Source organism: Mycobacterium sp. 852014-52144_SCH5372336, assembly GCF_001665615.1.
Taxonomy (GTDB): Bacteria; Actinomycetota; Actinomycetes; order Mycobacteriales; family Mycobacteriaceae; genus Mycobacterium; species Mycobacterium neumannii_A.
The window spans coordinates 44,498-60,964 of record NZ_LZSW01000053.1; the positions used below are offsets into that span (position 1 = coordinate 44,498).

Sequence of the window (16,467 nt, forward strand, 5' to 3'; positions counted from 1 at the left end):
GCCAGCCTCTACACGGAGGCTCAGGCGAACGGCTTTGTCAGTTGCGGCGGCAGTACCCGCAGGATTTTGACCAGCGGGGCCCACGGCCACCACGGAACCGCCGCGCGCCCACTTTCGCGTTCGATCGCAGCGACCATTGCCCGCACGCCGGTGTCGTTGTCCACCATCAACGTTGTCGACTGCGATTTCGCCGTCATCTCGGACTCAATGTAACCGGGTTCGAGCACCGTGACCTTGATCGGCCCGTGCGCGTACTCCGCGCGCAGGGATTCCCCGAGCGACGACACGCCGGCCTTGCTGGCGGCGTAGGCGGCCTTGACGCCGGGCACGCCCTTGTTTCCGAGAACCGACGAAACCAGCACCAGGTGTCCGCTGCCGGCCTTCTTGAACATCTCGAGCGCGGTCTCGATCTGGACAAGTGCCGCAACGAGATTCGTTTCGATGGTGGCTTTGTTCGCCCACAGCTTGCCCGAGCCCAGCGGCGCACCCTTGCCCACGCCGGCATTGACGATGACGCGGTCGATGCCGCCGAGTTCGTCGCTGAGCTCGGCGAACACCTTGGGCACCAGCTCGTGATCGGTGACGTCGAGGGCGGCGACAGCGACGTTGATCCCGCGATGCCGCTCGAGCAGCTCGGCTTTGAGTTCATCGAGTCGGTCGATGCGCCGGGCACACAACGCCAGGTCACGGCCCTTCGCGGCGAACGCGCGGGCCATCCCGGCGCCCAGCCCGGAGCTCGCACCGGTGATCAATATCTTCTGCCGAGTCACCCCGACAGACTAAGCGAGGGAATCGCCGTCAGAATGACCGCATGATTCTTCTGCGGAGCGCTACATTCCTGCTCGTGGCCCTGTTCGTCGCGCTCTCCCCTGGGGTCGCCGCCGGTCAACCCGCTTCGCCGCTCTACCGGCTGGTCGACACCGCTGCGCAGCGCCTGGCGACGGCCGACGATGTCGCGGCCGCCAAGTGGATCAACGGCGGGCCGATCACGGACCGGCAGCGCGCCGATGCTGTCCTGGATGCCGTCGCCGCCGACGCCTCCGCGCGCGGCATCGACCAGGGGTATGTGCGCGCGGTCTTCACCAACCAGATCGACGCCACCGAGGGTGTGGAGTACACCCGCTTCGGTCAGTGGAAGTTCGACCCCGCCTCCGCCCCTGGCACCGCACCCGACCTGAACGAGACACGTTCGCAGATCGACGAGTTCAACAAGGTCATGGTCGATGAGATTGCGCAGCAGTGGAATTCGCTGCACGCACCGAACTGCATGTTCGAGCTCAACAACGCGATCGACGCCGTCGCCAACGCCCGCCAGCTCGATCCGCTCTACCGGCACGCGTTGTCGGCGGCCACCCGGTCGTACTGCAAGCTCACTTGAGCAGCCGCGACAGCCGCCGATCGGCGAGCACCTTGCCGCCCGTCTGACACGTCGGGCAGTACTGAAACGACTTGTCCGCGAACGACACTTCGCGCACGGTGTCGCCGCAGACGGGGCAGGGCAGCCCGGTTCGAGCGTGCACCCGCAGGCCGGACCGCTTCTCGCCCTTGAGCGTCGCGGCCTGCTGGCCCACCGAGCGGGTCACCGCATCGGAGAGCACACCGATCATCGCGTCGTGCAGCGCCGACAGCTGCGCGTCGGTCAGCTTGGCCGCCGTCGCGAACGGGGAGATCCGCGCGACGTGCAGAATCTCGTCGCTGTAGGCGTTGCCGATACCCGCGATGACCTTCTGGTCGGTGATCACCGTCTTGATCCGGCCGCTGTTGCCCGCGAGCAACCCGGCGAGGTCGTCGGGCCCCAGCGACAGTGCGTCGGGACCCAGCGTGGCGATGCCGGGAACCTTGACCGAATCGTCGACCACCCACACCGCGAGCCGTTTCTGCGTGCCGGCCTCGGTGAGATCGAAACCCGCACCCTCGCCCGGGGGCCCAAGGTGTACGCGCAACGCGATCGGCCCCTTGCCCGGCTTCAGCGGCGCCGCCGCCAGCTTGTCCGACCAGCGCAACCACCCCGCGCGCGACAGATGGGTGATCAGGTGCAGATCGCCGACCTTCAAACCGAGGTACTTGCCCCACCGGTCGGCTCCTGCGACGGTCTGACCGTGCAGCGCGGTGATCGGCGGGTCGAAGGTCTTGAGCACCGAGAACGCCGATACGTCGATGCGTCCCACCGTCTGGCCGACGGCGTGGCGGCGCAGGTGGTCGGCGAGTGCTTCGACTTCGGGAAGTTCGGGCATGGTTCCAGTGTGCCGGTCAATCGCGTCGCACGGCACCACCAGTGACCAGAGACAGCAGCCAACTCACGATCGACAGCACGATCGCGGCCCAGATCGCCGTCCACCAGAAGTCGTCGATGTAGAGGCCCCAGTGCGTCGTGTGCTCGGTGATCCACGATGTGATCCACAACATCAACGCGTTGATGACGATGTGGATCAGGCCGAGAGTCAGGATGTAGAGCGGGATGGAGATGATCTGCACGATCGGCTTGATGATCGCGTTGACCAGACCGAAGACCACCGCGACGACGAAGATGATGCCGATTTCCTGCAGTTGCGATTCGGCCCCCACGAACCTGATTCCTGGGACGAGCAGCGTCACCACCCACAGCGCGATGCCGGTCAAAGCGGCCCGCAACAGGAACGACATCGCATTAGCCTAAACCAGTCGATGAACCGAAGGGGCAGCCGTGGATTTCGTACAACGGACCGTGGATCTGGCACGACGAAACGTCGAGGAGGGCGGTCGGCCGTTCGCGACCGTCATCGCCAGGGACGGTGAGGTGCTGGCCGAGAGCGCCAATCAGGTTGCCCAGACGCATGATCCGACCGCACACGCCGAGATCCTGGCGATCCGGAAGGCGTGCACGAAGCTCGGCACCGAGCACCTGACCGGCGCCACCATCTACGTTCTCGCCCACCCGTGCCCGATGTGTCTGGGCTCGTTGTACTACTGCTCCCCCGACGAAGTCGTCTTTCTGACCACCCGCGACGACTACGCCCGCTACTACGTCGACGATCGAAAGTACTTCGAGCTCAACACCTTCTACGACGAATTCGCCAAGAACTGGGACGAACGGCGGCTGCCGATGCGCTATCAGCCCGACGACGCCGCGATCGAGGTCTACCGGCTGTGGATGCAGCGCAACGACCCCGAGCGCCGGGGCGAGTGAGGGCTTTGACGGGTTGATCCCACGCACCCGGTGCGTGCAATCAACCCGTCAACCGTGTGCGTTCGCCGACCGCAGCAGATAGGTGTCCATGATCCAGCCGTGACGCTGCCGCGCGTCGGCGCGCACCCGGGCGATCTCCTCACCGACGTCACCGACGGTGCCGGCCATCAGCAACTCGTCGGGTGTACCGAGATAGGCGCCCCACCAGATGCGGGTGTCAGGCGGGCACGTCAGAAACGAACAGTCGGCGTCGAGCATCACGACCGCGCTTCCGGTCAGGCCGTGGTCGCGCAGTTGTCTGCCGGTGGTGACCAGCACCGGTTCGCCGACGTCGTTGAGCGGGATGCGATGTCGCGCGGTGAGCGCCTGGATCGCGGTGATGCCCGGGATGACGTCGTAGTCGATGTCGACGTGACTCGCGACAGTGTCCAGGATGCGCAGGGTGCTGTCGTAGAGCGAAGGGTCGCCCCACGCGAGGAAGCCGCCAACGCCGTCGGGCGCGAGTTCGTTCTCGATCGCGTCGGCCCACACCCGCGCTCGCGCGGCGTGCCAGTCGGCCACCGCTTGCCGGTACGCCGGGCCGTCCGGGACGTCTCTGACCCGCGGCGGGTCGGGCAGTTCGACGAAGCGGTATCCGGGCTCGCGGATGAAGCGTTGGCAGATGTGTCGCCGCAGCGCCACCAGGTCGTCCTTCGCGTCTGCATTCTGTCCTCCTCGCGTGCGGGATCCCTTGTCCATCGCGAAGAACACCTGTGTGTCGTTGAGCGCGGCCACCGCTTGGGCGGTGACGTGGTCGGGGTCGCCCGCGCCGATGCCGATGACGTGAATTCGACGGGTCACGCCCGCGAGTATGCCCTCAGTGTTTGCGCCCGCGGGACAGACGTAGCCGCCTGGCCCGCTTGGCATCCTTCTTCTCTGCGGCCTCTTCCTTGCGGATGTTGTGGTCGTCCTTGGGCGGTAACTGCAACTCGTGCTCGGCGGGCAGACCGGCCTGCAGTTGACGGCCTCGCTCGACCTCGGCGTCCACCTCCGCGCCGAACAGCAGCGCCAGGTTCGTGATCCACAACCACAGAAGGAACACGATGACACCGGCCAACGCGCCGTACGTCTTGTTGTAGCTGCCGAAGTTGGCCACGTAGAGCCCGAACCCCAGCGACGCGAGCAGCCACACGACGATCGCGAGCGCTGCGCCGCCGCTGATCCATCGGAATTTCGGCTGCTGCACGTTGGGTGTGACGTAGTACAGGATCGCGACCGCAAGCACGACGAAGAGCAGGATCAGCGGCCACCGAACCACGTTCCACGCCGTGACCGCTGCATCGCCCAACCCGATCGCATCGCCGAGCGCCTGGGCCAACGGTCCGCTGACCGCCAGCATGAACACCACGGCAGCCGCCATCACCAGACCGATCAGCGTCAGCAGCAGCTGCACCGGTCGCAGCTTCCACACCGGTCGGCCCTCGTCGATTTCGTAGATGCGGTTCATCGCGCGACCGAACGCGCCGACGTAACCCGACGCGGTCCACAACGCACCCACGATGCCCGCCACCAACGCGAATCCGGCCGTCGGCGCGTTGACGAGTTGTTCGATCGTCGGCCGCAGGGTGTCCAACGCCGACGCGGGCGCCACATCCGATGCGATGTCGAGCAGCGCGTCGACCGTGCGCCTGCCCTGCCCGAACACGCCCAGCAGCGACACCATGACCACCAGCGCGGGAAAGATCGACAGCACTGCGTAGTAGGTCAGCGCCGCGGCCAGGTCCATGCACTCGTCTTTTTGGAACTCGCGCACCGCCTTGCGCATCGAATACAGCAGGGACGGCCGGGTGAGATCGGTCGGCGACTCGGGTTTGCGGGGATCGTCCGGATCAGGTGCCTGAGCGGTCCTGTCGTCCTCGTCGGTTCGCATACCACCCGATACCCCCACCCACCTCCGGCAAACGCGACCGTTACCGGAAGTATGCGGTACCGCCGGTATTGACTTAAGTGTGCGGCCTACCTACCGTGAATCCATGACGACACCGGTCAGCAGCTCCCGCCCGACGCGCGAGAACATCGCGGAGCGACTGCTCAAGGGCTCCGCTAAGAAGTCCTATGCACCCGCCGTCGACATCGACTGGGACGCACCGCTGGACCCCGACAAATTCTTCCTGCCGCCGCACACCGTGACCCTCTACGGCACGCCGCTGTGGGATGCGATGACCCGCGAGCAGCAGATCGAGTTGTCCCGTCAGGAGTTGGTCAACATCCTGTCGGCGGGTATCTGGTTCGAGAACATCCTCAATCAGGCACTCCTGCGCGACCTGATGCACCGGGATGTGAGGGCGGCGTCGACGCACTACTCGCTAACCGAACTCGGTGACGAGACCCGGCATATGGTCATGTTCGGCAAAGTGATCGAGCGGCTCGGCGCCGACCCGGTGCAGCCCCGCCGGTGGCAGCGGGCCGTCATCAACGCACTCCCGCTGCTGTTCCGCGGACCGATCCTGTGGGGTGCCGCACTGGTCGGCGAGGAGATCTTCGACGCGCTGCAGCGCCAGATCCTCGAGGATCCCGAATTGCAGCCAATCGTTCAGCGGCTCATGCGCATCCACGTGACCGAGGAGGCGCGCCACATCCAGTACGCGCGCGACGGGCTGCGTCGCACCAGGCCGCACATGGGCTTCACCCAACGATTCGTGATGAGCAACCTGCACGGCGTCGGAGGACCGTTCTACCGCTACCTGCTGACCATCCCCGCCCCGTACCGGCGCATGGGTCTCGACGCCCGTGCCGCCCGCCGGATGGCATTGGCCAACAACCACCATCGAAGTCGGAAAGAGGCCGGTTTCGCGCCGCTGGCATCGTTCTTCGAAGAGATCGATCTGATGGGGCCGATCGCCCGCCGGATGTGGCGCCGTAGCGGATTTCTGCCTCGATGAGTGATGTGTACGACGGCCTCGCGGCCCTCCGGATGAACGACACCGATCACGGCGTGCGGGTGCGCCTGACCGGTCACCTCGATCCAATCGACGGCCGATACCATTGGCGCGGAATGGTTTTCGATCTGGCATCCGAGATGCGGCTACCCCAGGCCGTGCGCATCTCGATCGCCGACTGCACTGCCGAGGGCCAGTTGACCGAGGTGACGCCGTGGGGCACGCACTGTGTTGCGGGCGTCGGCGCACCGCCCTACCCGTTGAACGGCTAGGCCGACTCCGACGTGCCACCATCGCGTCCGCGACGAACTGGGTCGCTGACGGTTACTCGGGGTTCTCGTTGGTCAGCGCCTGGAAGCTCTTCGCCTGGCCGCGCGCCAGCGCCGCGCGCACCACGCCCACGAGCAAGCCCTGTATCGCGGCGGCGATGAACACCTCCCGCGTCGACCGGTTGAGGTCCTCCGGATCCGGCTCTTCGTCGTCCGGGTGCATCCGTTGCCAGATCTCGGTGAAGATCTTGCCGGCGATGAGTCCGCCCGCGACGGCGCTCATCATCGACAGTGGTTTGTACATAGCTTTGGCCGCACTCACGGCGTCCAGATTCCCGATGCGCCAATACCTAAACCAAGAACTAGAACACGTTCTAGTATTTCCGTGTGCGGTTCACCTATGCCGAAGCGATGACCGATCCGACGTTCTACATTCCACTGGCACAAGCCGCAGAGGCGGCCGGCTACCACGCGATGACGATCGCCGACAGCGTCGCCTACCCGTTCGAGTCGGACTCCAGATACCCCTACACCCCGGACGGCAGCCGCGAGTTCCTCGACGGCAAGGCGTTCATCGAGGCGTTCGTGCTCGCAGGCGCGCTGAGCGCGGTCACCAGCACGCTGCGGTTCAACTTCTTCGTCCTCAAGCTCCCCATCCGGCCGCCCGCGCTGGTGGCCAAACAGGCCGGCTCGCTGGCCGCTCTGTTCGGGAACCGTCTCGGCCTGGGCGTCGGCACGAGCCCGTGGCCCGAGGATTACGAGCTGATGGATGTGCCGTTCGCCAGGCGCGGTAAGCGCATGGACGAGTGCATCGAGATCATCAGGGGGCTGACCACCGGCGAGTACTTCGAGTTCCACGGCGAGTTCTACGACATCCCGAAAACGAAGATGACGCCGGCGCCCACTGAACCGATCCCGATCCTCATCGGGGGCCACGCCGACGCCGCGCTCAAGCGGGCCGCACGCAATGACGGCTGGATGCACGGTGGCGGCGACGCCGAGGAGCTGGACCGACTCCTCAAGCAGCTCAAGCAGTTTCGCGAAGAAGAAGGCCGTACCGGGCCGTTCGAGATTCACGTGATCTCCGCCGACGCGTACACGCCCGACGGCATCAAACGACTCGAAGACAAAGGCGTCACCGACGTCATCGTCGGGTTCCGGATGCCCTACATCACCGGACCGGACGCAGAACCGCTCGGCACCAAGATCCGTCACCTGGAGAAGTTCGCCGAGAAGGTCATCGCCAAGCTCTGATCGATTTGCGCACCGCCGAAGCGGGTAATCGACTCGCAATGCAGGGCGTCGAAGTGTCAACAGTTCCTTACGGTTCGGCAGTCGTCTTGAGGCCTCGCGGCGTACTGGACGGCAACACGTATCGTTCGCTGCGCGATCAGATCATCCAGACAGCGCTCGACGAACCGCGGGCAGTCTTGGTCGACATCGCCGGTATCGACGTTCCAGCCGCTTCTGCCTGGGCGGTGTTCAGCAGTGCCCGACGGCACGTCGACCGGTGGCCCGGAGTGCCCGTGATGCTGCTGTGTGGGGATACGGCGACGCGTGCTGCCATCGACGACGCCGGCGTCACCCGCCACGTACCGGTCTTCGCCTGCGCTGGGTCCGCCATCGACCGACTCAATGCGACCAGCACACCTCGACTTCGCAGGCGGGCACGCGCCGAACTGCCCGCCGCACTACCCAGCCTTCAGCGAGCCAGGGAACTGAGCGCAGAGTGGCTGACGACCTGGTCCCGCACCGAGATGATCTCGACGGTGAAGGTCGTGGTCACGACATTGGTGGAAAACGTCCTGCAACACACCGACAGCGACCCTGGCCTGCGGGTGGAGTTCAGCGGTCACTCGGTGGCGGTCGCCGTCAACGACACAAGCCGCGCCCCCGCCACGCTCAGGGAAGCGGCCACAGCCACGGGACGACCGTCCGGGTTGCGGATCGTCGCGGCGCTCTGTCGCAGTTGGGGGAACGCGCCGACGACGTCAGGCAAGACGGTGTGGGCGGTGATCGGACCGGAGAACGTGACGCCGTGAACTGCTGCTGTTCAGCGTGATGTGCGGGCTCTGGCCGTACGTTTGTCGGTACAGCACCGCGAACCGACCCGTGTGCGCGAACCCCCACCGGGCTGCAATCTCGGTGACGGTGGCGCCTTGCCGTCCTGCCAGAAGTTCCCGGTGCGCGTAGTTCAACCGAGCCCTGCGCAGGTACTGAAGGGGTGTGGTGGCGCGGTGGCGCCTGAACATGTACTGCACCGCCCGGGGCGTGACGTGGACGGCTTCGGCGATATCGGTCAGGCCGATGCCCCTCTGCACATTCGCGTCGATGAACTCGATCGCACGACGAAGCAGAACCGGCTGGTGATCGGTGTGGTCGTGTGAGCACGACCGAGGAACCCGCGCCGAGTTCGGAAACGTCGACAGCGTCACCGCGGCCAGCAGGCGCGTGACGTGGCCGAGGACCAACGGTGTCGCCAGCGCGTCATCGGCGAGCACGTTGTCTTTGACGTACACGACCGTGTTCTTCCACAGCCGCGCTGCGGCGGCGCCGACCGGGGTCAAACGGAAGAAGCGGATCGGGCCCTCGACCTCACCGAAAGACATGCCGTTGGCTAGGCCGACCACGGGCGAAGGATTCAACACGACCGCGGTCGCCCGCAGATCCTCGGACCGTGCCACAAAGGGTAGATAAGGCTGCGACAGCAGCGCGACGTCATCCTTCGCGGCGCGGCACTCGAAGCCCTCACAGGCGCTACTCACCCGCCCACCGGTTGGCCAGACGGCGACGACCTTGTTCGGTGCGTCGGCGCGGGCCTCCAGGTATCCAGCGACATAAATGTCGTCGATCGTCAATGGACCGACGGAGACGCGCGTGTGGCTTAGCAGAACACCTTTGGACGAAGACCAAGATTGGCTAGATAGCTGCAGGCAGGCGCCGTAGGCGTCGCCAAGGTACTGGTTCGCGGTTGCGGGATCGGTGATTTCGGTATGTGACCGTATGAGCGTGGGCGTGCCGGCGGCATCGGTTGTCGTCATTTTCAAGATCACCTTCAACGGGTGATGCACGTGAAGGGCTTGTGGCTGTGCCCCCGGAACCTTCGACCCTACTCCTCTTTTCGTTTCTCGGATTCTGCGGACGAAAAGCGCAACGCCTTCGGTGCGGCTGCGAGTTCTGTCGCCTTACTCGGCGGATAGGAAAACCTTCCCCACTCGGCAAGAACTCTGACGCTCAGGCGATTACGACATCGAGGCCTCCCCGCGACGATGAACTCGTCCCTCCGAGCCAAGGAAGCCCCATGACCGCGACAGCACCGACCGCAACCACCCGCCCCGACGAAACGGTGCGGCTGCGTCCCGGCGATCTGCCGGTGCGGCCCCGACCCGTACCCGTCGCCCGCCCCGAGGCCAAGACGACGCGGTTGCGTCCTGTCGCTGCGCCGACGAAGCCGCTGCCGAAGGCCGTCAGCGCCTTCGACGGCAAGACGGTCCGGCTGCGTGCCCTGGAACTGCCGGTCGTCGCCAAGGTCACCAACACCGTGCGGGAGCGCTACTTGAACTTGAGCGCGGTCAAGAAGGCGCCGACCAAGTGGGACATCGCGCGGCTCTCGCTGGTGATGCTGCTGGCTTCGATGCCGATCCTGGGCATCTCGGTCGACGTGTTCGGCTTGGTACCCCAGAACGTCACGTCGGTCGTCGTCATCGCACTGTGCGCGGTGCTGGGTGCGCTGATCGCGTTCGCCCCGCACCGGATCGACATGATCATGGGCCGCGGGCTGATCGCCGGCATGGTGGCGTGCATCGTCTATGACGCCGCTCGGCTGTTCGCGGTGCACGTGCTGGGCCTAATGGGCGACTTCATTCCCGTGATGGGATCCTTCGTCACCGGAGAACCGGGCACCGCGGGCAGCGCGGCGGTCGGTTATGTGTGGCGCTACATCGGCGACGGTGGCGGCCTGGGCGTGGCGTTCTTCGTCGTCGCGTTCGCGTTGGGCATCGACCGGTGGAAGAACGTCTACGCGGTGCTGGCCGCGGTCGCCTTCGCGGTGTTCCCGACGTGGGCCGGGTTGATGGTGACAGTCGCGTTGGCCCCGCGCGGCGAGGAGATGATGTTCCCGCTGAACGTCGCGACAGTGACGATCACGCTGGTCGGACACCTGATTTTCGGGCTGGTGCTGGGGTTGGCCTTCCTCAAGGCGCCGCGGGGGCGCGAACGCAGCGAATGGCCCTGGCCGCCGCTGTTCGAGTCGGCCCAGGCCAAGCGGGTCATCCGCGCCTACAAGAGGTTCACCCACCGGCCGTGAGCGTTCGTCGACCAGGGACCTCCTGTCTGGGCCAGAATTGCCTGGATAGGAGGTCCCATGTCGTCCCACCTGGAAATCTCGAGACCCTCGGGGCGGGAGCTGGTGCCGCTGAGCGGTCAGCGGGTGACGCTCGGTAAGGCCTCCACCAACGCGGTGTCACTTGAGCACGACGAGACCGTCTCACGGTTGCACGCCGTTCTGGAGAACCTCGGATTCGCCTGGTCCATAAGGGATCTGGGAAGCCGCAACGGCACCTTTCTCAACGGCGAGCGGATCAGCGCCGAACGCGTGCTGCGGTCCGGTGACGAGGTGCGTCTCGGCAAGTCGCGGTTGGTCTTCTGGGAGGTGAAAGACAGCGGGGACGGCAAGCTCGACGAGGAGACGGTGACCGCCCAGGCCGTCGAACCGCCGCCCCGGCTGACCCGCCGCGAACTCGATGTCCTCGTGGTGTTGTGCAGGCCCCTGGTTTCCGACGACCCGTTCCCCGAACCCGCATCGGTGCGCCGGATGGCGGGCGAGCTGTTCGTCACCGAGGCCGCGGTCAAACAGCATCTGCAGAACCTCTACGACAAGTTCGCCATCCCCGCCGAAGGCGATCGCCGGGTCCGGCTTGCCAACGAGGCGCTGCGGCGCGGCGCCGTCACCCTCGCACAACTGCGCGCTACGTGAAGTCGAGGGCCTCCACGGTGGCGACAGGTCCTTCGTGGGTCGGCCGGTCGGCGCCGCCGATGCAGTACAGCGTCGAACCGACGGCGGCCACCACCTGGCCGTGCACCGGAGTCCCGATGGGCGCCGCCGTCGTCCACGTCCCGTTGGCGATGTCATACATCTCGACCGTTGCCAGCACGCGCGTCGGCTCCTCTCCGCCCACCGCGACGATCCGGCCGTCGATGTAGGCGGCGCCGAAGCTTCCGCGGGCAGTCGGCATGTCCGTCAGCTTCTCCCACTCTCCCGACGACGGATCGAACCGCTCGAAGGCGGCGGTGTTCTCATCAGCGCTCAGTGACCGCCCGCCCACGGCGTAGACATAGCGGTCGTCGGACACCGCGGCCAGATGCTCACGCGCGGTGGGCATGTCGGCGGCCTGAGTCCAGGATTCACCGTCGAACACTTCCGTCGGCACGACGAGCTGTTTGTCGCTCTGCCCGCCGACGACCACCAGCTTGTCGCCGACGACGGCCGCCGCCGCGCCGGCACGGCCGTGCTGCAGAGCGGGAAGTTCGGTCCACTTGCCGTCGCGCAGTGCGAACACCTTGTCCGACGGCTCCCCGATATTGTCGGTGGCGCCTCCGAGGACGACGACCTCCCCCTTGTAGGTGGCGGCTGTCGCGTGGTGCAGTCCGATCGGCAGCGACGGCGCAGGCTGCCAATCCTCCGTCTTCGCGTCGAAAGTCTCGACGGTGTCGAGGGTCTCGCCCTCGCGGATACCGCCTGCAATCCAGATCTTGTCGTCGAGCACCGTCCACGCCATCATCAACCGCGCCGTCGGAGCGTCCGGGAGCGCCCGCCACTGCGCTGCCGGTTGCGGTTGGCGTGCAGGAAGTTTCAGCGTCTCCGCCGACGAGGTGATCTTGCCGTCGCCGGCGCCCGTCGAGCCGCCGATCGCGTACACGCGACTGCCCACCGCGGCCACCGCCATACCGTGGCGCGCGGTGCCCATGTCGGGTAGGCCGGACCAGGTCGTCGTCGATAGATCGAACGCGAGCACGCTCTTGAGCGCTTGCCCTCCGGACGTGCCGCCCACCACGACCAACCGGTCGTCGGTGGCCGCGATGCCGAAATCGCTTCGCGCTTCGGGGAGTTCGGGCAGAGCCGTCCAGGTGTCGGCGGCGGGGTCGTACGCTTCGACGGTCGCCACGTCCGCGCTTCCCGTGGTGCCTCCGATCGCGTACACCAGCTTGTCGTCGGAGGCCGCGCTCAACATCTGACGCGGGGTCCGGATGGGTGCGCCGAGCTTCCAGGAGGTGCCGTCAAAGACCTCCGTCGTGTTCAGCAGCTTGCCCGCGGCGTCCACTCCGCCGGTGACGACGATCCTGTCACCGACCACGGCGGCGGCCGCGGCGGCCCGCGGTTGTAGCAGCGGCGGCAGTTCCGTCCAGCGACTGTTGACGACGCGCCACACCCGATCGGTCGCGATTTTCGCGTCGGCCCCTTCCGCGCGCCATCCGCCGAGCACGACCGGGTTCTCCCGCCATGTCACCGCCATCGCGCGCTGCACGGGGACGGGCAGGTCCTCGCCACTTTTCCAGCTGTCGATCGCGGGGTCGTAGCCCTCGTGCCTGCCGCTGACGCGGCCATCGGCGCCGAGGCCGCCGAAGACCCAGATGGTGCCGTCGGCCTGGGTGGCGGCGACCGCGTCGCGGGCGACGCGCGCGTCGGCGATCGGCCGCCAGGCCGGTTGTGCCTCGGCGACCTGCGGTGCGGGAGCAGCGGTTTGGTCGCCACCGGAGTCGCGCGTCCAGGCGATCACGAAGACTCCGCTGACCACCAGCAGCAGTACCCCCACGATCGCGCCCGAGACGATCAGGACCCGTTTACGGTTCCGCCGTCTCGGCGAAGCGGCCTCCGCTGACTCGGGCCGGACCCCGGGCGGGGCCTGCCAGGGGAGACTTGTCTGACTGATGGACGCGGTGTGGGCGAACATCCCCGGCTCGGGCACGGGCCCGGCGGGTTCGCCGGACCGGGCGGGCCGCCGCGGCGGGGGCAGCGGCTCGGGTTGCGCGGATACGGACGGCTCGACGAGCTCCGAGATCGGCACCGCCTGCGTGCCTTCCGGCTGCTCCGGTGGGGCGCTCGGCTCGCCGAGCGCCATCACGTCGGCCGTCAACCCGTTGTTCCGCTGCGCCAACTGCAGTTCGTGACCGAAGTCCGCAGCGGACGCGTAGCGGTCGGCGGGCTCGCGGGCCATCGCCTTCTCCACCACGGCGCACACGTCGGCGGGGATGCCCTGGGGACGCAGGTCCGGTATGGGCGTCGAGGTGATGCGCAGGTAGTGCGCGATGAGATCCTCGTCGTTCTTGCGCTCGTGCGGCGGCTTGCCCGCGATCAGCGCATAGATCGAGGCGCCGAGCGAGTAGACGTCGGCCTCGACGGTCGGCGGGTTGCCCTCGAGAACCTCTGGGGCGGTGTAGGACAGCGTGCCGGTGAAGAAGCCGGTGACCGTCTTGTACCCGCCGGCGATGCGGGCGGTCCCGAAGTCGCTCAGCTGTGGTTCGCCGTAATCGTTGAAGAGCACGTTGGCGGGTTTGATGTCGCGGTGCAGGGTTCCGGTCCGGTGCGCGGTTTCCAGTGCGCCGCAGAGCTTCACACCGATGCGCAGGGCCTCGGGCCAGGCGATGCGGCCCTCGCGCCGCAACCGCTCCGCGAGCGATCCCTCGCGGTGGTACGGCATCACGATGAACGGCCGGTTGCTCTCGGTCACGCCGACCTGCAGGATGTTCACGATGTTCGGGTGCCCGGAGAGCGCACCCATGGCGTAGCCCTCGCGCAGGAAGCGTTCCCGGTCGTCGTCGTCGAGATCGGACGCGAGCACCTTGATCGCGACGCTCCGCGCCAACGACTGTTGATAGCAGCGGTAGACGACGCCGCCGCCACCTCGGCCGATCTCGACCGCGTCGGTGAATCCGGCGGCCGCTAACTCATTCGCCATTCCCCCAGCCATGTGCCACCGCCCTCCGGTGAACTGCAGATCGTTCGCTCTCAACGTACCGAGCAAGCGCGCGTCGGACGCGCGATTCCGCAGTTCCGGAGGACGTCCATACTGCGGGGTACGGGCGGCAAACACCGCGCGGATTGCGGTGGGTGAACTACGTCGCGCGGCGTCGCTCCGAGGCCGGGGCGAAGGCCATACTCGAGCGGTGACATCAGCCGCCGTCAGGATCGACGAGATCGAGGTCGCCGATCCGGCGGACGCATGGGGGCGGGCCGGTTTCACGATCGACGACGACGTGGTCTGCCGGGTCGGCGGCGTCCGCATCCGGCTTGTCGGCTCCGAGCGCGGTCGCGGCATCGTCGGGTGGTCGTTGTGCGGCCTGCCGCCGGACGCCGTGCTCTCCGACGTCGACGGCATCCCGACCTCGAGGTCCAGCGCCGCCGGGGCGACGCCCGCTGAGCACCCGAACGGCGTGGCCGCCATCGACCACGTCGTGCTGCTGTCACCCGATCTCGATCGGACCGTTCAGGCGCTCACCGCGATCGGTGTGGCCCCGCGACGAGAACGCGACGGCGAGCTGGGCGGCCGGTCGATTCGCCAGATCTTCTTCCGGTTCGGCGAGGTGATCGTCGAGGTCGTCGGCTCACCCGGCACCACAAGCGAAGCGCCGTCGACACTGTGGGGGATCACCTACGTCGTCGCCGACATCGACGCGACCGCGGCGTTCTTCGGGGGGCGCACGGGACCGGTCAAGGACGCGGTACAGCCTGGGCGCCGGATCACCACGCTGCGCCATCAGGCGTTCGGGATGTCGGTCCGGACGGCGTTGATCTCGCCGTCCGCGCGTCGCTGAGTCGACGTCTCGGGCTCGACGCTTATCCTCGTCGGGTGAGCCAGGACCCGGTCGTCATATACACCGACGGCGGCTGCAGGCCCAATCCGGGTCCCGGCGGTTGGGGCGCGGTGCTGCGTCAGCGTTCGCACGTGCGGGAGATGTACGGCGGCGAGGCGCAGACGAGCAACAACCGGATGGAGCTCACCGCGCCGATCATGGCGCTGGAGGCGTTGACGCGGCCCGTCGTGGTGCACCTGTACACCGACAGCACCTATGTCCGTAACGGAATCACCAAGTGGGTGCTCGGCTGGGAACGCAACGGCTGGCTGACCGCCGCGAAGCAGCCGGTGAAGAACGTCGACCTCTGGATGAGGCTGCAATTGGCTTGCGCGCCACACCAAGTCGAGTGGTTCTGGGTGAAGGGCCACTCAGGGGTCGCCGACAACGAGTTGGCCGACCAGTTGGCGACGCGGGGAATACAGGAAGCGCTTCTGGCCGCGCACTGACACGCTGCTCGAGCTGTCGCCGCACCATATACCCCCGGGGGGTACTTGCATCTTTACATGGATCGCGCTACCGTTCGGTCATCCCCCTACCCCCGAGGGGTATATGAGGGAGGTCCGACATGAGCGTAACCACCCACTGGCACCTGCAAGGTGACTGGTTCGATGTGTGCAGCTGCAAGCTGCCCTGCCCGTGCAGCTTCGCACAGGCGCCGACGCATGGCGAGTGCCTGTTTACCCTCGTCTGGCACGTGCGCGAGGGCCACTTCGGCGATGTTGACCTCGCAGGCTTGAACGTCGTCTCGCTCGGGGAGTTCACGGGCAACATGTGGATCGGAGACCCGGACGCCAAGATGCGCCTGATGTTCTACATCGACGATCAGGCCGACGACGCCCAACGCGAAGCCCCCGAGCGCATCTTCACGGGGAAGGAAGGCGGCTGGCCTGCCGAGTTTGCCTCTCTCATCGAGGATCCACGCGGAATCGATTACGCGCCAATCATCTTCGACATCGCCGACGACCTCGCGCACTGGCGTGCCGAGATCCCCGGAAGGGTCGACGTGCGCATTGCCGCGCTGACCGGCCCCACGTCCGATCCGAACCGGCGCGTCACCACGACAAATGCCCCGGGTGCCGAGGTCGGACCCGGACAGGTCGCGACGTGGGGCGTCGTACAGAAGGACGAGGCAGTCGGGTTCGACTGGTCGCATGAGTACCGCGGCGGGTCGAGCAAACACTTCCCCTTCGACTGGCGGCCGAACGACGACGGCCACTCCTCCGCGCGGGGTGTACCGACGTGCGATTGCCACGCCTGACCA

19 protein-coding genes and 1 pseudogene are annotated in these 16,467 nt (G+C 66.8%); 11 read left to right on the forward strand and 9 right to left on the reverse strand.

Annotated features, from left to right (window positions below):
- Window positions 1-20: 20 nt before the first annotated feature.
- Entirely contained in the window at window positions 21-770 is a 750-nt protein-coding gene (locus tag A5759_RS16370) for an SDR family oxidoreductase (RefSeq protein ID WP_068199450.1), read from the reverse strand.
- Window positions 771-811: 41 nt separating this feature from the next.
- On the opposite strand from A5759_RS16370, the gene A5759_RS16375 reads away from it, so the two are divergent.
- Window positions 812-1,378, forward strand: a complete 567-nt coding sequence (locus A5759_RS16375; protein WP_082962157.1) for a chorismate mutase — start codon at window positions 812-814, stop codon at window positions 1,376-1,378.
- On the opposite strand, the gene A5759_RS26375 is transcribed toward A5759_RS16375, so the two are convergent.
- The 3 genes and pseudogenes from A5759_RS26375 to A5759_RS16385 form a co-directional block, all read right to left on the reverse strand.
- Complete coding sequence (locus tag A5759_RS26375) at window positions 1,371-1,859, reverse strand: zinc finger domain-containing protein (RefSeq protein WP_369816224.1); 489 nt, start codon at window positions 1,857-1,859, stop codon at window positions 1,371-1,373. The two genes, A5759_RS16375 and A5759_RS26375, sit on opposite strands and share 8 nt — an antisense overlap.
- Window positions 1,860-1,991: 132 nt before the next feature.
- A pseudogene (locus A5759_RS26380) lies at window positions 1,992-2,234 on the reverse strand (DNA-formamidopyrimidine glycosylase family protein); the annotation flags it as partial.
- Window positions 2,235-2,250: 16 nt separating this feature from the next.
- Complete coding sequence (locus A5759_RS16385) at window positions 2,251-2,643, reverse strand: phage holin family protein (RefSeq protein WP_064399488.1); 393 nt, start codon at window positions 2,641-2,643, stop codon at window positions 2,251-2,253.
- A gap of 40 nt (window positions 2,644-2,683) precedes the next feature.
- Between A5759_RS16385 and A5759_RS16390 the strand changes: the two genes are divergently transcribed.
- Entirely contained in the window at window positions 2,684-3,166 is a 483-nt protein-coding gene (locus A5759_RS16390) for a nucleoside deaminase (RefSeq protein WP_068199451.1), read from the forward strand.
- Between the two features lie 48 nt (window positions 3,167-3,214).
- On the opposite strand, the gene cobF is transcribed toward A5759_RS16390, so the two are convergent.
- Together cobF and A5759_RS16400 are read right to left on the reverse strand one after the other, a co-directional pair.
- Entirely contained in the window at window positions 3,215-4,006 is a 792-nt protein-coding gene (cobF, locus tag A5759_RS16395) for a precorrin-6A synthase (deacetylating) (protein WP_068199452.1), read from the reverse strand.
- A 16-nt stretch (window positions 4,007-4,022) separates the two neighbouring features.
- Window positions 4,023-5,075, reverse strand: a complete 1,053-nt coding sequence (locus A5759_RS16400; protein WP_068199454.1) for a YihY/virulence factor BrkB family protein — start codon at window positions 5,073-5,075, stop codon at window positions 4,023-4,025.
- Between the two features lie 103 nt (window positions 5,076-5,178).
- Between A5759_RS16400 and A5759_RS16405 the strand changes: the two genes are divergently transcribed.
- Together A5759_RS16405 and A5759_RS16410 are read left to right on the forward strand one after the other, a co-directional pair.
- Entirely contained in the window at window positions 5,179-6,087 is a 909-nt protein-coding gene (locus tag A5759_RS16405) for a diiron oxygenase (protein WP_068199455.1), read from the forward strand.
- Window positions 6,084-6,356: a DUF4873 domain-containing protein gene (locus A5759_RS16410; protein ID WP_082962158.1), complete on the forward strand. Its 273-nt coding sequence runs from the start codon at window positions 6,084-6,086 to the stop codon at window positions 6,354-6,356. The genes A5759_RS16405 and A5759_RS16410 overlap by 4 nt, the downstream gene beginning before the upstream one ends.
- A 52-nt stretch (window positions 6,357-6,408) precedes the next feature.
- Here A5759_RS16410 and A5759_RS16415 read toward each other — a convergent pair whose 3' ends face one another.
- Window positions 6,409-6,675: a DUF4235 domain-containing protein gene (locus A5759_RS16415; protein WP_066841566.1), complete on the reverse strand. Its 267-nt coding sequence runs from the start codon at window positions 6,673-6,675 to the stop codon at window positions 6,409-6,411.
- Between the two features lie 65 nt (window positions 6,676-6,740).
- Between A5759_RS16415 and A5759_RS16420 the strand changes: the two genes are divergently transcribed.
- Both A5759_RS16420 and A5759_RS16425 read left to right on the forward strand, forming a co-directional pair.
- On the forward strand, window positions 6,741-7,607 hold the full coding sequence (locus A5759_RS16420; protein WP_068199458.1) for a TIGR03619 family F420-dependent LLM class oxidoreductase: 867 nt from the start codon (window positions 6,741-6,743) through the stop codon (window positions 7,605-7,607).
- 53 nt (window positions 7,608-7,660) lie between these two features.
- The gene (locus A5759_RS16425; protein ID WP_231984669.1) at window positions 7,661-8,395 is read left to right on the forward strand and encodes an STAS domain-containing protein; all 735 of its coding nucleotides are present in this window, start codon (window positions 7,661-7,663) and stop codon (window positions 8,393-8,395) included.
- On the opposite strand, the gene A5759_RS16430 is transcribed toward A5759_RS16425, so the two are convergent.
- The gene (locus A5759_RS16430; RefSeq protein ID WP_231984670.1) at window positions 8,345-9,211 is read right to left on the reverse strand and encodes an AraC family transcriptional regulator; all 867 of its coding nucleotides are present in this window, start codon (window positions 9,209-9,211) and stop codon (window positions 8,345-8,347) included. The two genes, A5759_RS16425 and A5759_RS16430, sit on opposite strands and share 51 nt — an antisense overlap.
- A gap of 443 nt (window positions 9,212-9,654) precedes the next feature.
- Here A5759_RS16430 and A5759_RS16435 point away from each other — a divergent pair, with 443 nt between their 5' ends.
- Both A5759_RS16435 and A5759_RS16440 read left to right on the forward strand, forming a co-directional pair.
- Window positions 9,655-10,659 (forward strand): hypothetical protein, encoded by a 1,005-nt coding sequence (locus A5759_RS16435; RefSeq protein WP_068199462.1) that lies wholly within the window; start codon window positions 9,655-9,657, stop codon window positions 10,657-10,659.
- A gap of 57 nt (window positions 10,660-10,716) precedes the next feature.
- Window positions 10,717-11,328: an FHA domain-containing protein gene (locus tag A5759_RS16440; protein WP_068199464.1), complete on the forward strand. Its 612-nt coding sequence runs from the start codon at window positions 10,717-10,719 to the stop codon at window positions 11,326-11,328.
- On the opposite strand, the gene A5759_RS16445 is transcribed toward A5759_RS16440, so the two are convergent.
- Window positions 11,321-14,320, reverse strand: coding sequence for a serine/threonine-protein kinase (locus tag A5759_RS16445; protein WP_068199466.1), 3,000 nt, complete (start codon window positions 14,318-14,320; stop codon window positions 11,321-11,323). The genes A5759_RS16440 and A5759_RS16445 overlap by 8 nt on opposite strands.
- Before the next feature lie 196 nt (window positions 14,321-14,516).
- Between A5759_RS16445 and A5759_RS16450 the strand changes: the two genes are divergently transcribed.
- From A5759_RS16450 to A5759_RS16460, 3 genes are all read left to right on the forward strand, one after another.
- Complete coding sequence (locus tag A5759_RS16450) at window positions 14,517-15,164, forward strand: glyoxalase (RefSeq protein WP_068199467.1); 648 nt, start codon at window positions 14,517-14,519, stop codon at window positions 15,162-15,164.
- Between the two features lie 35 nt (window positions 15,165-15,199).
- Window positions 15,200-15,652 carry a ribonuclease HI gene (gene rnhA / locus A5759_RS16455; protein WP_068199469.1) on the forward strand — a complete coding sequence of 151 codons (453 nt, stop codon included), beginning with the start codon at window positions 15,200-15,202 and terminating at the stop codon, window positions 15,650-15,652.
- Between the two features lie 119 nt (window positions 15,653-15,771).
- A complete protein-coding gene (locus A5759_RS16460; RefSeq protein WP_068199470.1) occupies window positions 15,772-16,464 on the forward strand; it encodes a DUF1326 domain-containing protein in 693 nt (230 codons plus the stop codon).
- Window positions 16,465-16,467: the final 3 nt, after the last annotated feature.